The 15,273-nt window shown below is 70.4% G+C and carries 11 protein-coding genes; 3 read left to right on the forward strand and 8 right to left on the reverse strand.

Annotated features, from left to right (window positions below):
• Positions 1-38 precede the first annotated feature (38 nt).
• On the forward strand, positions 39-1,538 hold the full coding sequence (locus ABT186_RS26450) for an acyl-CoA synthetase (RefSeq protein WP_351927141.1): 1,500 nt from the start codon (positions 39-41) through the stop codon (positions 1,536-1,538).
• A 76-nt stretch (positions 1,539-1,614) separates the two neighbouring features.
• On the opposite strand, the gene paaK is transcribed toward ABT186_RS26450, so the two are convergent.
• Positions 1,615-2,910, reverse strand: a complete 1,296-nt coding sequence (gene paaK, locus ABT186_RS26455; protein ID WP_351235557.1) for a phenylacetate--CoA ligase PaaK — start codon at positions 2,908-2,910, stop codon at positions 1,615-1,617.
• 188 nt (positions 2,911-3,098) lie between these two features.
• Between paaK and ABT186_RS26460 the strand changes: the two genes are divergently transcribed.
• The gene (locus ABT186_RS26460) at positions 3,099-3,935 is read left to right on the forward strand and encodes an alpha/beta fold hydrolase (RefSeq protein WP_351927143.1); all 837 of its coding nucleotides are present in this window, start codon (positions 3,099-3,101) and stop codon (positions 3,933-3,935) included.
• Positions 3,936-4,180: 245 nt separating this feature from the next.
• On the opposite strand, the gene ABT186_RS26465 is transcribed toward ABT186_RS26460, so the two are convergent.
• From ABT186_RS26465 to ABT186_RS26495, 7 genes are all read right to left on the reverse strand, one after another.
• Positions 4,181-4,777 (reverse strand): GTP-binding protein, encoded by a 597-nt coding sequence (locus ABT186_RS26465; protein WP_351235561.1) that lies wholly within the window; start codon positions 4,775-4,777, stop codon positions 4,181-4,183.
• Positions 4,758-5,132 carry a DUF742 domain-containing protein gene (locus ABT186_RS26470; protein WP_351235563.1) on the reverse strand — a complete coding sequence of 125 codons (375 nt, stop codon included), beginning with the start codon at positions 5,130-5,132 and terminating at the stop codon, positions 4,758-4,760. Before ABT186_RS26470 ends, ABT186_RS26465 begins: the two co-directional genes overlap by 20 nt.
• On the reverse strand, positions 5,125-5,556 hold the full coding sequence (locus tag ABT186_RS26475) for a roadblock/LC7 domain-containing protein (RefSeq protein WP_351235564.1): 432 nt from the start codon (positions 5,554-5,556) through the stop codon (positions 5,125-5,127). The genes ABT186_RS26470 and ABT186_RS26475 overlap by 8 nt, the downstream gene beginning before the upstream one ends.
• A gap of 14 nt (positions 5,557-5,570) precedes the next feature.
• Positions 5,571-8,345, reverse strand: a complete 2,775-nt coding sequence (locus ABT186_RS26480; RefSeq protein ID WP_351927145.1) for a sensor histidine kinase — start codon at positions 8,343-8,345, stop codon at positions 5,571-5,573.
• Between the two features lie 236 nt (positions 8,346-8,581).
• A complete protein-coding gene (locus ABT186_RS26485) occupies positions 8,582-9,766 on the reverse strand; it encodes an NAD(P)/FAD-dependent oxidoreductase (RefSeq protein WP_351229575.1) in 1,185 nt (394 codons plus the stop codon).
• A gap of 67 nt (positions 9,767-9,833) precedes the next feature.
• Positions 9,834-11,372 carry an amino acid adenylation domain-containing protein gene (locus tag ABT186_RS26490; RefSeq protein WP_351927147.1) on the reverse strand — a complete coding sequence of 513 codons (1,539 nt, stop codon included), beginning with the start codon at positions 11,370-11,372 and terminating at the stop codon, positions 9,834-9,836.
• Entirely contained in the window at positions 11,369-13,309 is a 1,941-nt protein-coding gene (locus tag ABT186_RS26495) for a beta-ketoacyl synthase N-terminal-like domain-containing protein (RefSeq protein WP_351229579.1), read from the reverse strand. Before ABT186_RS26495 ends, ABT186_RS26490 begins: the two co-directional genes overlap by 4 nt.
• 823 nt (positions 13,310-14,132) lie before the next feature.
• Here ABT186_RS26495 and ABT186_RS26500 point away from each other — a divergent pair.
• Positions 14,133-15,182 carry a GAF domain-containing protein gene (locus ABT186_RS26500; RefSeq protein WP_351229581.1) on the forward strand — a complete coding sequence of 350 codons (1,050 nt, stop codon included), beginning with the start codon at positions 14,133-14,135 and terminating at the stop codon, positions 15,180-15,182.
• Positions 15,183-15,273: the final 91 nt, after the last annotated feature.

The raw sequence follows: 15,273 nt of genomic DNA on the forward strand, positions 1-15,273 counted from the left end.
GAGGATCGCGCCAGGGACGACGGACGAAGGAGCAGGCCATGACGGCGGGACGAAGCGTCACCGTGGACGGCACGTTGCGGCGCAGCGCCAGGCGCACCCCGGCGCGGGTCGCGATCCACTACGGCGACCGGTCGTGGACCTACTCGGAACTCGACGAGGCGGTCTCACGGGCCGCACGGGTCCTGCGCGAGAGCGGACTCGCCCCCGGCGACCGGGTCGGCGCCTACGGCCACAACTCCGACGCGTATCTGATCGCTTTCCTGGCCTGCGCCCGGGCCGGACTGGTGCATGTGCCGGTCAACCAGAATCTGACCGGCGACGACCTGTCGTACATCGTCGACCAGTCCGGCTGCGCGCTCGTCCTCACCGATCCCGACCTCGCCGGGAACATCTCCGGGGGCGTACGGGTGCTGCCGCTGCGCGACGCCGACGACTCGCTGCTCGCGCGGCTCGCGATCGCGGAGCCGTACGACGGTGAGGAGCCGCGGGGCGAGGATCTGGTGCAACTGCTCTACACGTCCGGCACGACCGCGCTTCCCAAGGGCGCGATGATGACGCACCGCGCGCTGGTGCACGAATACCTCAGCGCGATCACCGCCCTCGACCTGAGCGCGGGTGACCGGCCCGTGCACTCGCTGCCGCTGTACCACTCGGCGCAGATGCATGTGTTCCTGCTGCCCTACATCGCCGTCGGCGCGGAGAACGTCATTCTGGACGCGCCCGACGGCGACCGGCTGTTCGAGCTGATCGAGGCGGACCGTTGCGACAGCCTGTTCGCGCCGCCCACCGTGTGGATCGGCCTCGCGAACCGCCCCGACTTCGCCACGCGCGACCTCAGTGGTCTGCGCAAGGCGTACTACGGCGCCTCGATCATGCCGGTGCCCGTCCTGGAGCGGCTCAAGGAACGGCTGCCGAAGCTCTCGTTCTACAACTGCTTCGGGCAGAGCGAGATCGGCCCGCTGTCCATGGTCCTCGGCCCGTACGAGCACAAGGGGCGCATGGACTCCTGCGGGCGCCCGGTGCTGTTCGTGGAGGCGAAGCTAGTCGACGAGTCCGGCAAGGAGGTGGGCGACGGGGAGCAGGGTGAAATCGTCTACCGGTCACCGCAGTTGTGCGAGGGCTACTGGGACAAGCCCGACGAGACGGCCGAGGCGTTCCACGACGGCTGGTTCCACTCCGGCGACCTCGCCCTACGGGACGCGGACGGATACTTCACGATCGTCGACCGGGTCAAGGACGTCATCAACTCCGGTGGTGTGCTGGTCGCTTCCCGGCAGGTCGAGGACGCCCTGTACACGCATGAGGGGGTCGCCGAGGTCGCGGTGATCGGGCTGCCCGACGAGCGGTGGATCGAGGCGGTCACCGCGGTCGTCGTACCGCGCGGCGAGGTGACCGAGGACGAACTCCTCGCCCACGCCCGCGAGCAGCTCGCCCACTTCAAGGCGCCCAAGCGGGTGCTGTTCGTGGACGAGCTGCCGCGCAACGCGAGCGGGAAGATCCTGAAGCGGGAGCTGAGGGACCGGTTCGCGGGCTCGTAGGGGGTCGTGGACGGACCGATTTTCGCGGGCTCACCAGGGCCGCGGGCGAACCGGTTCGCCGCGGGCCCGGCGCGGTTCAGCGCGGCCGCAGATCCACGATCCGCCGGATCTTTCCCACCGACCGCTCCAGGGACTCCGGTTCGACGATCTCGACCCCGACCGAGACACCGATCCCGTCCTTCACGGCCGCGGCGATGGCGAGCGCCGCCGCGTCGCGCTGCTCGGGTGTGGCACCGGTGCGGGCCTCGGCCCGCACCGTCAGCGCGTCGAGCCGGCCCTCGCGGGTGAGACGCAGCTGGAAGTGCGGTGCCACGCCCGGCGTACGCAGCACGATCTCCTCGATCTGGGTGGGGAAGAGGTTCACACCGCGCAGGATGACCATGTCGTCGCTGCGGCCGGTGATCTTCTCGATCCGCCGGAACACACGGGCCGTGCCGGGCAGCAGCCGGGTCAGGTCCCGGGTCCGGTACCGGATCACGGGCATGGCCTCCTTGGTGAGGGAGGTGAAGACCAGCTCGCCCTCCTCACCGTCGGGCAGTACCTCGCCGGTGACCGGATCGACGACCTCGGGGTAGAAGTGGTCCTCCCACACATGGAGGCCGTCCTTGGTCTCGACGCACTCCTGCGCCACGCCCGGACCGATGACCTCGGACAGGCCGTATATGTCGACGGCGTCGATCGCGAACCGCTCCTCGATCTCGCGCCGCATCTCCTCGGTCCACGGTTCGGCGCCGAAGATCCCGACGCGCAGGGAGGTGGCGCGCGGATCGACGCCCTGGCGCTCGAACTCGTCGAGGAGGGTCAGCATGTACGACGGGGTCACCATGATGATGCCGGGCTTCAGGTCCTGGATCAGCTGCACCTGGCGTCCCGTCATACCGCCGGAGGCGGGGATCACCGTACAGCCGAGGCGTTCGGCGCCGTAGTGGGCGCCGAGGCCGCCGGTGAACAGGCCGTAGCCGTATGCCACGTGCACCGTGTCGCCGGGCCGGCCGCCCGCCGCGCGGATCGACCGGGCGACCATGTCCGACCACATGGAGAGGTCGTTGTCGGTGTAGCCGACCACCGTCGGGTGCCCGGTGGTGCCGCTGGAGGCGTGGATCCGGCGGATCCGCTCCCGGGGCACGGCGAACATCCCGTACGGGTAGTTCTCGCGCAGATCGGCCTTCACGGTGAAGGGGAACCGGGCGAGATCGGAGAGCGTTCGGCAGTCGTCCGGATGCACCCCCGCCTTGTCGAATGACTCCCGGTAGAAGGGCACGTGCGCGTACGCGTGCCGCAGGGAGGACCGAAGCCGCTCCAGCTGCAGGCTCCGCAACGATTCAGGAGCGAGCCGTTCCCCCGAGTCCAGCAGGTCCTGCGCATCCGCCATGGGGACGTCTCCCTCGCCAATCGCGTCATTCCGGACGACCGATCATTCGGTTGATCTGCTGGGGATCAGTAATCCAGTCCGTCCGGCCCGAGGCAAGGGGACGGTACGAACTTTCTGGCGCCCAGTGCCCCGTCGCCCTCTGCGAAAACCCGTTGCGGCCGGACGCCCCGGTCATGAAGATCAGGAACATGCCAAGCTTCGACGCGTACGACGGGACCCGACTCACCTACCGTCTGCGGGGGGAAGGGGAGCCGCTCGTCGTGCTGCCTGGCGGGCCCATGCGGGCCTCCGCCTATTTCGGGGATCTGGGCGGGCTCACCGCCCGGCGGCAGCTGGTACTGCTCGATCTGCGCGGTACGGGGGACTCCGCGGTGCCGGCGGATCCGGCCACATACCGGTGCGACCGGCTCGTCGACGACGTGGAGGCACTGCGTGAGCATCTCGGGCTGGAGCGCATGGATGTGCTCGCGCACTCGGCGGGCGGGAGCCTCGCCCTGCTCCATGCGGCCAGGTATCCGCAGCGTGTCTCCCGGCTGGCCCTGATCACCGCCACTCCGTGGGCCCTGGGGATGCCCGCCACCCCCGAGGACCGGCTGACGGCGGCCCGGCTGCGGAAGGGCGAGCCCTGGTTCGAGGAGGCCTTCCCGCCCTTCGAGGCCTGGCTGACGGGGAACGGCGACTTCGACCCCGCCTTCGCCCCCTTCTTCTACGGACGCTGGGACGAGGCGGCACGGGCCCATGCGGCGGCCGAGGAGGAGCAGTCCAACGACGACGCGGCCGACGTCTACCAATCCGAGGGCGCCTACGATCCGCCCACGACCAAAGCGGCGCTCGCGCGGCTGACAGCGCCCGTCCTCGTCCTCGCGGGCGAACTCGACGGCGGCCCCCGCCCCGATCTGGCCCGCCATGTCACCGAGTTCGTCCGACACGCCGAGTTCACCGTCCAACCGCACGGGGGCCACTATCCGTGGCTCGACGATCCGGAGTGGTTCACCGCACGGGTGGGCGACTTCTTCGCGGGGTGACGGTGCCGGGCGGGTCCTCTGCGGCTCGCTGGGCGACCGGCGTCGTCGTCGACCTCCCGGAGGTCGGCCTGCGGACCAGTGGCCCGCGTTGTTTCACCGCCGGGCGTCGGTCCGGCTCACGTGCGCCCTTCCGGGCTGGGCGGGCCGCTGTCGGTGCATGACGCGGACGTCGGCTTCCGTTCCGGACGGCCGACGTCCTCCAAGGCCGGGGCGATTCCCTTCGCCCCGGACGACCGCTCCAGCGTTCAGCGCCCGGCCAGCGGTGTCAGGCGCGCGGCAGCCTGTGCCCGGGCCGCCTCCAGGACCGCGAGCAGTACCGCCTTGCTGGAGCTGCGGTTGCGTACGTCGCACAGGATGACCGGGGTCGAGGGATCGAGGTCCAGCGCCGCCCGCACCTGCTCGGCCGTGCAGTCCCGCCGTCCGTCGAAGCAGTTGACCCCCACCGCGAACGGGATGTCCCGCGCCTCGAAGAAGTCGATCGAGGCGAACGAGGCGTCCAGGCGACGCGTGTCCGCGAGGACGACCGCCGCCAGGGCACCCGTGGCCAGGTCGTCCCACATGAACCAGAACCGGTCCTGACCGGGCGTACCGAACAGGTACAGCACCAGTTCCGGCGCTATGGTGATCCGGCCGAAGTCCATGGCGACCGTCGTCGACGACTTGCCCTCCACACCGGACAGGTCGTCGACCCCGAGGCTCGCCTCGGTCATGCGCTCCTCGGTCTCCAGCGGGGGCACCTCGCTCACCGAGCCGACCATGGTGGTCTTGCCCACGCCGAAGCCGCCCGCGATGAGGATCTTCAGTGCGGTCGGCATGACCGGCTCAGAGCTGACGGATACCATCCATCACCCTTTCGATGAGTTCCACACTCGGCTGCTCGTCAAGCCCGGGCGGCGACTGGACGATGATGAGCGAGGCGTTGAGCAGATCCCCGCAGAGGATCTTCACCACGCTCACCGGAAGGTCCAGATGCGCGGCGATCTCGGCCACCGCCACCGCGCGATCCCTGCACAGTTCGAGGATCTGGGCCGACTCCGGCTCCAGATGCTCATGATCGAACTCGTACTCGGATCGCGAGACGACCAGCGTGATCAGTGTGAAGGTGTGCTGACTGTGGCGGGTGCGCCCGCCCGTGATGGCGTACGGCCGTAAGTGACGCCCGGCCTCCGCACCGTCAAGCCATCGCGGATCACGCATCCTGAATATGACCGCCGGACGGGGTCTGGACGCGTGGTGCGGCGCTCATGTACTGGCCGACCTGCTTGACGAGGGTGCCCATCTCGAAGGCCATCATGCCGACATCCACTTCCTCCGTGGCGATCGCGGCCAGCCGGGCGCCTCGGCCCGCGGCCGTCACGAACAGGAACGCTCTTTCCATCTGAATGACCGTCTGCTGGACCTCGCCGCCGTGGAAATGGCGGGCGGCTCCCCGGGCCAGGCTGTGCATGCCCGATCCCACCGCGGACAGGTGCTCGGCGTCGTCCCGGCGCAGGTCCTTCGACTTGCCGATGAGGAGGCCGTCTCCGGACAGCACGATGGCACAGCGGATCTCGGGGATCCGGTCCACCAGGCCGTCGAGGAGCCAGTCCAGCTGCGGACCGGGTTGTACCTGCTCAGTCATTGTGTAACGTTCCCTCACAGTTGATTGGCACCGGGGTCCCCCGAATCCGTCGGCCGGCCCTCCGTGCCGGCCGGCCCGTCCGTCTCGGACATCCGGGCCCGCTTCAGCCCCTGCTGAATGGCGATCATCGCGCGCGCCGACGCGTCCGGGGAGATGACGCCGTTGTCCTCCTCGCCGCCGGGCCGGCCTTGCGTCTGTGCTGCCTCCCTGCGCAACTGCTGCGCGAGGCTGGCTCCCCGTTTCCGTTGCGGCAGGACCCGGGGAGTCGTCAGCGGACGCGCCGCATCGGGGGCGGGAGCCTGCCCTGCGGGCGCGCGGCCGGTAGGCGGCCCGGCCTGCGGCGCCGCCTGCCCAGCCCGCCGGCCGGGGTATTCGGATTGCCCGCCCGGAGCCGATGCCTGCGGTCCTGGGTAGCCCGACCGGGGCCCCGGACCCGATGCCTGCGGCCCCGGGTATCCGGGCTGCCCGCCGGGAGCAGGCACTTCCGGTCCGGGGTATCCGGACTGTCCGCCCGGAGCCGACGCCTGGGGGCCGGCGTGTGCCTGCGGCACCGGAGCCTGCTGGGCCGCAGCCCACGGGTCCGGCCCGGCAGGCGGCATCGGGGGGCCCGCAGGTGGCACGGGGTGGTCCGACACGGGCGGCAACAGACCTGCACCTCCGTACTCGGGGAAGCCACTGTGGTCCGGGACACGGGTGTGCGTGAGTATGTCGGCACCGATGCCGATCGGGGCTGCCGCTCCCACGGCCGCTCCCACGGCCACGCCCGCGAGTACCCTCTCCTCCGTGCCCAGGGCGGCCTGCCCGGGCTCGGACTCCAGCACGTGGTTGGCCGCCGCGGCCGCCGACTTGAGCTGGTCGAGGACCGGCGACTGGTGTTCCTCCAGCAGATCGGAGGGCACCAGAACGACGACGAGCGTGCCGCCGTAGACCGACTCGCGCAGCTCCACCTTGATCTTGTGCCGCTCGGCGAGCCGGGCCACCACGAAGTGCCCGAGGCGCGGGTCCTCGCCCAGGGACGTCATGTCCAGCTTGGGCGGATGCGCGAGCAGTTCGTTGGCGTACGCCATCTTGTCGGGCGGAACGCCGAGGCCGTGGTCCTCGACATGGATGGCCAGGCCCTTGGCCACCTTGGTCGCGCTCACGTACACCTGGGTGTCCGGGGGCGAGAAGCTCGTGCCGTTCTCGATCAGCTCGGCGAGCAGATGCGTGACGTCCGCGACGGCCCGGCCCGCAAGGGCGAGGCGCCGGTCCGCGGGCAGGTTCTTGACCTTGACACGCGTGTACTGCTCGGTCTCCGCGACCGCGCTGCGCATCACATCGGTGATGGAGACGGGCGCGGTCAGCCGGCGGCTGGGCGGGGAACCGCTGAGGATCACCAGGTTCTCCGCGTGGCGCCGCACACGGGTGGCGAGGTGGTCGACCTTGAAGATGTCCTTCAGCAGGTCGGAGTCCTCGTGCTTGCGCTCCAGGTCGTCCAGGAGCGAGATGAGACGGTGGATCAGGATCTGGGTGCGGCGGATGAGCTGGGCGAATACCTTCTCGGTGCCCTCACGGCCCAGGGACTGGCGCATCGCGGTGTCCGCCGCGACCCGGCCCAGCTGGTCGATGGCCCCGGCCAGCCGCTCCAGTTCGTCCGTGGCGTGGTGGCCCTGCGGAGCGAGTACGGCCGGGTCGACCCGCTCGCCCCGTTCGATTCGGGCGAGCAGCTGGGGCAGCGTGCGCGTCAGGTCCTCGGTCCGCGACTGCAGCTCGGAGAGCCGGGTGAGCGTCGAGCGGCGGGCGCGCAGCGCCAGCACCGCGCCGCCGGCCAGCGCGGCCAGGGTGGCAGCGGTACCCAGCAGTATGCCGAGCAGCAGGTCGTTGGCCCGGCCCGACGCGTCGTCCGCCAGGTCCTGCAGGGAGTCCGCACCCAGTGGCTGCAGATCGCCGAGGACACTGCCGGCGGCGTCCGGCCAGGGCGAGGCCGTCCTGGGCAGTGTCGTGCCCTGGGCTCCGGTCACCGCGTCGCCGATGGACCCCAGCGTCGTCCACTGCGCGCCGTCGGTGATCCGCGCGTACGCGGCGGCCGCACCGGCGGGCAGGTCATCGGTGGTCAGACCCGCGCGGAACTCACGCTGGAGAGCCAGGTACTCGGCGAACTGGGCACGGGTCGCCTCGGAGATACGGCCGGAGGGCAGCGCGCCGGACAGCAGTGCGTCCTGGCGCGAGAGCATTTCCGTGATCTGCACCAGGGAGGCCGTGGCGGTACCGCCATGCGCGAGGGAACCGTTGTCGCTCCGGACGGCCGCGGTCACCAGCCGGACGCCCTGGGAGATGGTGTCGGTGAAGTACTGGAAGGTGTCGGTGGCGGACAGGGTGCGTCCGTCGATCGCGTCGCGGCGGTCGGAGAGGGAGGCCAGCGCGTCGTCGAGCGACTTCGCCCGGCGCTGCAGGGTCGCGGTGTCCCGCCCCGGGGATCCGCGGTAGGCGGTGATTGCGGTGTCGGTCTTCTTGCGGGCGGAGTCGAGGTCGGTACGCGTGGTGCCGGTGCGGTTCGCCTGCCAGACGGCGGTGAGGCGGCGCTCGTTCTGCAGGGCGGACAGCACCGCCTGCGCCGGCCGGGCGACGGACGAGTCATGGTCCGCGTCGGCCTGCAACTGGATGTGCTCGTCCACGAGACCGGCCGCCGTGTATCCCCACAGTCCGGTGAGGCAGACTGCGGGCACGACGAAGGGCAGGACGAACGAGAATCGGAGAGATCTGCGCGGGGCGGACCGATGACGTGTCCGCCGGTCGCGGTTGCCTGGCATCTGATTCCTCGTACGGCAGCGAAACACTGATTCGGTGGGGACGGTTCGAAATACCGGATTGTTTCCGGCGAGCCGACTTGACTCACCGCCATCGCAGTCGGCGATCAGGCTGAACCGTATCAGGATCATGGCGCAGCGTCAGCATCCGCCGATGGCAACTGCCAGCTGACTCCAAGGAGTTGGTTGGCAGTCGCCTGGATGAATTGCCGCCGTTACCCGAGTAAGTGCGCAGCGGCTCAGAGCAGAGCGAGAAGTTTGGGCGTATAAAGGGCCCCCGCCGTCTCGATTCCGGCCACCATGTCGAAGTAGATCGCGGTGAGTTCGGCGTCGGTCTGCACGGCCCGCAGCAGCGAGAGCCGCTGTTCGTGCGTCGTGAGCTGAGCCACTCCCAGCGTGGATTCATAACCGGGAGTGAGAGAAGCGTCACGTTCCTTGGCGAACTCCACAAGAGCCGCGTCGAGTTCGGCCGGATCGCCGCCGAGCCGGCCGTCCAGACGGCGTACGAGCGCGTCGACCTGGAGAAAAGTGTCACTGATCCCGCGCGCGGTGATGGAGTCCTTGTGGTGCCCCGCGTCGCCCACCAGGACCCAGCCGGGCCCGGCCGCCTGCCGGAAGAAGTTCCGCTGGTCGCCGGTGCCGCGCAGCCGTTCGACGGGTTCCTTTCCTTCGAGCTGTTCGTACAGGTCGGGCGCGGTGGTGCGGATCTGTTCCCGGTAGGCGTGGTGCGCGTCGGCGCGGACCTCCTCGAACCGGGACTGAGGGAAGTAGGCGAGGACGAGCGTCGCATCCTCGTGCGTGGCCACCGCCGCCACCCAGCTCCCCGGCCGCTCGTACAGCTCCAGCGTGGCCGGGACGTCCTGCCAGTACGTGTAGTAGGCGCACGTCAGCCGGGGATCCTCCACCGTGTACGGCGCCTGCACCAGCCGGGCGACGGTCGAGCGCATTCCGTCCGCGCCGATCACCAGATGTGCACGTTCGGTGAAGGATTGGCCGCCGTGACTGCCCTCCACGCCGACGACGCGCCCGCTGTCGTTGCGCAGCAGTCCGGTCACCCGGCAACGGTCGCGCACCTCGACGCCCGCCGCGACCGCCTCCCGAACCAGGATGGCGTCCAGGATGTGGCGGCGCGGGGCGAACCCGGCCCGCTGCCCTTCCACCCCCCGGGCGCACCCTTCGAGGCGGATGTCGGCGACCTCGTAGACCGCGTGGTCCAGGGGCGGGCACCCCGAGGCACGCACCGCGTCCAGCAGTCCCCAGCGTGCGAGCGCGGCCACGCCGGGCTGGTGGATGAGATGGGTGGAGAGCGTGTCCGTGCCGGAGGGTGCCTTGTCGAGCAGGAGTACCCGGTACCCGGCGCGGGCGAGCAGCATGGCGGTGGGCGCACCAGCGCAGCGGGCGCCTACCACGATGGCGTCGAACATGTGGGTTGCCTCACAACGGACGTCGGGAAGTTGGGTGTTGTGGTGCTGTGACCCGGACGCGCGTGGTTCAGCGGGAGCGTCCGAGTTCGCCGAGCAGGGCCCGCCGGTCGATCTTCCCATTGGCGTTCAGTGGCAGTTGATCGAGGACGGTGATCCGGCGGGGCAGCATGTAGGGCGGCAGCCGGTCGCCCAGCGCCGCGTACAGCCCGTCGGAGGTGCAGCCGGTGCCGCCGACCGCGGCCTCCAGCTCCGGTTCGCCGTCGGGAGCGGGCACCGCGAGGACGATCGCGTCCCGCACGCCCGGCTGCTGCCGCAACATGGCCTCGATCTCCCCGAGTTCGATCCGGTGCCCGCGGATCTTCACCTGGTGGTCGGTCCGCCCGAGGTGCACGAGGTGCCCGTCGCGCATGGCGACCCGGTCGCCGGTGCGGTACCAGTGCTGGTCGGTGGGCGGCTCGTCGTCGCCCGGCCGGCCGTCGGGGGCCAGGAAGCGCCCCACGTTGTTCGCCGGGTCGAGGTAGCCCGGGAACCGCAGCGGCCCGCGGACGTACAGTTCGCCGCTGTCGGCGGGGCTGCCGTCCTCGTCGAGCAGCAGCAGGTCGAGGAGCGGGTAACCGGTGCCGATGGGGGCGGTCCCGTTCGGGGTGCCGGGCCACTCGGCCGGGTCGTCGGGAAACCGGTACGCCGTGCAGGAGATGGTGAGTTCGGTCGGGCCGTAGAGCACCTCCAGACGGCTTCCGGGCGCGGCGGCCCGCCACTCCCGGGCCGCGTCCAGGGTGAGCGGTTCGCCGCCGAAGATGCTCCATCGCAGCGTGGGCATGCTGCCCGGTTTCAGGGTGCCGAGGCGGGAGGCGAAGGAGATCAGCGACGGCACCGAGAACCAGTGGGTGAGCCGCAGGTTGTTGATCGTCTTCACCGGGGACAGAAGCTGGCTGCGCTGGGGCACCACGAGGGTGCCGCCGCCCGCCCAGGCGACGAAGAGGTCGTGCACGGAGCCGTCGAAGGTCAGCTCGAAGGACTGCGACAGCCGGCTGCCCGGCGCGATGTCGTACCGCGGGGCGACCTGTTCGAGATAGGCGCAGATGTTGCGGTGCAGGATCGGTACGCCCTTGGGCGCGCCGGTCGACCCGGACGTGAAGATGATGTACGCGGTGTCGTCCGGACCGGTCCGAGGACCGGGGAGTTCCGGCGCGGGTCCGTCCGCGAGGGCGGCCAGTTCCTCGGGGCCCGCCGTGAGGACCGGCACCCCGGGGTCGGTGTCCGCCGCGGAGGCATCGGCCAGTACGACCTCCACCTCGGCGGCCTTCATGATGTCGGCCGTACGCGCCCGCGGATGCTCGGGGTTGAGGGGTACCACGGCCGCGCCGGCCCGCAGGACGGCGAGATAGCCGGCGTACGCGGTCACCGAGCGGCCCACCAGGAGGCCCACCCGGCGCGGCGGGGTGCCGCCGGCTGCCGCGACCAGACGGGCGGCGAGCCGCTCCGCCAGATCACGCAGCCGGGCGTAGGTGAGCCGGTCCTCGCCCACCTCCAGCGCGACGGCGTCGTCACCGTAAGCGTCGGCGGAACGGACGAACCAGGCGTACGCGGTCTGCGGTGCGCTCATCGGGCGGCCGCCTCCAGGGCGCGCGTCCACTGGCGCAGCTCGCCCACGGTGCGCAGCCTGCCGAATTCCTCCGGGTCGATCTCCTGGCTGGACCTTTTGGTCAGTTCGACCACGATCCGCAGCTTCGCCAGCGAGTCGATGCCGATGTCGGTGAGCGTGGAGGCGTCGTCGAAGCCGGTGCGGGCGTGCTCGCGCAGAACCCAGGTCGCCAGGTCGCTGCCGTCGCCGTGCTGCTCACCGGGCCAGTACCGCTTGGTCTGCCAGGGGTAGGTGGGCAGTGGCACGTAGCGGCCGGGGCCCCCGAACACCTTCTCCCAGTCCACGTCCTCGCCCCGGCGGTAGCGGTCGGCGACGGCCGACAGCGGTCTGCCGCCGAGACCCGGCGACCCGGTGAGCGCCGCGACCAGCTCCTCGTGGCTCGACCCGACGGCGGCGAGCCGGTGCGCGTGGTGCTGGCGGCGGCTGGCCGCGCTGAAGCAGATGTCCCGCACGGAGTACGCGCTTCCCGCGCCGCCGGGGGAGAGATGGTCGGCGTACGACCGGGCGAGCGCCTCCAGGGCGGCGGGGCTGCGCGCGGAGAGCATCAGCAGGTACGGCGTGCCGTCCGCGGCCGGTGCGACGGCTGTCTCGACGGGGTCGGGACGGCGGATCACCACGTGCGCGTTGAGCGCCGAGGAGCCCTGCCCGGAGATCCCGGCGACGGCCGGTCGGCCCGTGTCCGGCAGGTCGACGAGCGTGCCCGGTACCGCCAACGGCAGTTCCTCCCAGGGCACATCGGGGTTCGGCGTGGACAGATGCAGGCTCGCGGGGACCTGGCCGTGTTCCAGGCAGAGCACGGCCTTGATCAGCCCGGCCATGCCGCCCGCGGCCTCCGCGTGCCCGATGTTCGTCTTGACCGAGCCCACGAGCAGCGGCCGGTCCGCCGGGCGCCCTTCGCCCAGGACCCGGCCCAGCGCGCTCAGTTCCAGCGGGTCGAGCGCGGGAGATCCGGAGCCGTGCGCCTCGACGTAGTCGACGTCCGCGGGATCGATCCCGGCGTCCTCGTACGCCCAGCGCAGCACCTCGATCTGGCCCTCCAGGGAGGGGTTGAGCACCGAGTCGCTGGTGCGGCCGTCGTTGCCGACGGCGCTGCCCTGGATGACGGCCCGGATGCGGTCGCCGTCGGCCAGCGCGTCGGCCAGGCGCTTGAGGACGACGACCGCCACGGCGTCGCTGGGGGCGTGGCCGTCCGCACTGGCGTCACCGAACTTGCTGCGCCCGTCTGCGGCCATGCCGCCCGCCTGGCTCATCACCAGGCCCTCGTCGGGGCGCAGCTTGATGTTCACACCCGCGGCCAGCGCCAGGGGACTCTCGCGGGCGCGCAGGCTCTGTACGGCCTGATGGACGGCGACGAGCGAGGACGAGCACGCCGTGTCCACGACAATGCTGGGCCCGCGGAAGTCGAAGGTGTGGGATATGCGTGCGGGCAGCAGCGAGCGGAAGTTGTTCAGCTGCGAGGCGGTGGCACCGTCCGGACCCCGGCGCAGGGCCAGCTCCAGGTAGTCCGCGCGGGCGTTGCCCACGAAGACGCCGGTCCGGCTGCCGGCCAGCAGGTCGGGCCGTTGCCCCGCGTCCTCCAGTGCCTCCCAGGCCGTCATCAGCAACAGCCGCTGCTGCGGGTCGAGGTCGAGAGCCTCGGTGGCCGACATCCCGAAGAACTCAGCGTCGAAATCGGCGACTTCGTCCACATAGCCCGCGCGACGGCTGGCGATGCGGCCAGGGACGGGGACGGGGGAGTGGAGGGCGTCCACGTCGTAACGTTCAGGAGGAGTCTCGGTGGTGGCGTCGACACCGCTCCTGAGGAGGGCCCACAGCTCGTCGGTGCCGGACGCGCCGGGGAGCCGGCAGGCCATGCCGATCACCGCCACCGACCGGGCGTCCACGTCCGACCTGTTCATGACGTTTCTCCTTCGATGCTTCGCCACTGTCCTGAGGAGATGGCGCAGTTGACCTTGCCGCACGACCTTGTGAGTGCTGACGCGGCATCACGGCATTGCTGAGGGCGGCGCCGCGAACGCGGCATGGCGTCCGTCGCGCCGCCGTACCGCCAGGCCCCCGGTTCCGGGCGGAAGAGGACGGTTCGTTTTCGGCCCGGTACTTGATCGTCCGGGCTCATCCGTCAGGCAGGCGAGTCTCCCGAGCAGGTCGGCGGGCCCTCGCCCGCACAGGGACACCGGACCGTCAGGAGCGGTGTGGATCTTGGCGTGAACTCACGCACGGCGTCTTGGCCGAAACGGCCCTGCCGCTCCCGCTCACGACGGGCGCTTCGCAGCTCGAACCGCACTTGCCCCACCCCGCTGTGCCCTCTCTCGCAGGTGCATCGCACAAACTCATTACACACGGGCCGCATCAGCCGTACACGCCCCGCCCCGCCCCATCCACCAGGCATTCGAACCAAAGTTCGATCACCCGATGGTGCGTCGGGTCGAACATGCCAGCGGCGAAAACCAGCCCGCCGCACGATTGTCGTACGCAAAATCGTTTCCGCTCGATTGCCGCTCAAGGATTGGCGGGAAGTGATCGCCGGAGGTTGAAACCTGGAAATATTTGGACAGAATCCGAGATTGGGCATCCGTGGGGGACTGGCGGGACGGAGGGGGCGCGAGGGGGTCGTGAGTCAAGTCGCCTCGCGCTGAGGGGCGTTGGACGTGAGAGAAGTGATACGGAAATTACCGGGAGGGGCGATCCGCGGAAGCTGGGATTCTGATTTCATCTGATCCTATGGATCCCCTCTCATCTGACCAGGCCCGGCTCGCGGGCGAGCAGCGAAGGCTGCGACTGCAGGTTCTCGGCCTCAACACCGTCGACGCGGAGGCCACGTTCGACCGTGTCGCACGCCTGGCGGCCAGCTTCACCCAGTCACCGTTGGCCATGGTCAACTTCATCAACGACGAGCGGCAGATGTTCCGCGGCATGTATGTGCCCACCGCCTCGCCCGACGACAAGGTGAACCCGGACGGCGGCGGGATCGCCTTCGACCTGAGCAACCTCTCCCGTGAGGCGCCAGGCGACTACGGCTTCTGCCCCCATGTCGTGGCCCAGGGGTCCCAACTGGCCCTGGACGACGTCTTCGACTACCCGCGCTTCAAGGGCAACCCCCTCGTCAACGACCTGGGCGTGCGCTCCTACCTGGGCACGCCGCTGCGCGACAACACAGGCATGATCCTGGGTACCGTGTGCGTCGCCGACTTCAAGCCCCGTTCCTGGGACCGCGGCCTGCGGGAGGGCATGCAGGAGCTCAGCCAGACCCTGCTGTCCGACTTCAAGCTGCGCGACAGCCTGCTGGCTCAGCAGCAGGAACTGTTCGCCGTCTTCGACGGCGCGCCGTTCCCCATCATGCTCACCGAGGGCCCCAACCACCTGCTGCGCTACGCCAACGGCAAGCAGGGCGCGGCCTTCGGAATGGTTCCGCAGTTCAGCCCCGGCCGCCTCGTGCTGCCGGGACTGGAGTCCATAGGCGTCTTCAACGCGATGGACGACGCCTTCCACACCGGGCAGCCCGTCACGCTGTCCCGGGCGTCGATCACCACATACGACTACCCGTCACCGCAGGATTTCAACTTCCTGTGCACTCCGGTGCGTACGTCCCCCGGGGCGCCGATCAGCGGTGTCCTCACCGTGGCGATGAACACCACCGGGCAGGCCTACCCGGGCTCGGAGCAGCAGGCCTTCGCGGCCAACGTGCAGGAGCGGTTCGAGCGGCTGGGCGTGGGCGGCCTGCCGGGCGGGATGCCGGGCCAGCGGGTGGAGAGCGGCGGATACCGCAACTGACCGTCCGTGTGCCCGCCGCAAGGGGCTCGGGTTCCTGAACTGCCCGAGCCCTGACCGCCGTCGACGCTCGTCCTGTCCATGGCCGCCTGCA

Source organism: Streptomyces sp. NPDC001634 (assembly GCF_040298185.1).
In the GTDB taxonomy this organism is placed as follows: domain Bacteria; phylum Actinomycetota; class Actinomycetes; order Streptomycetales; family Streptomycetaceae; genus Streptomyces.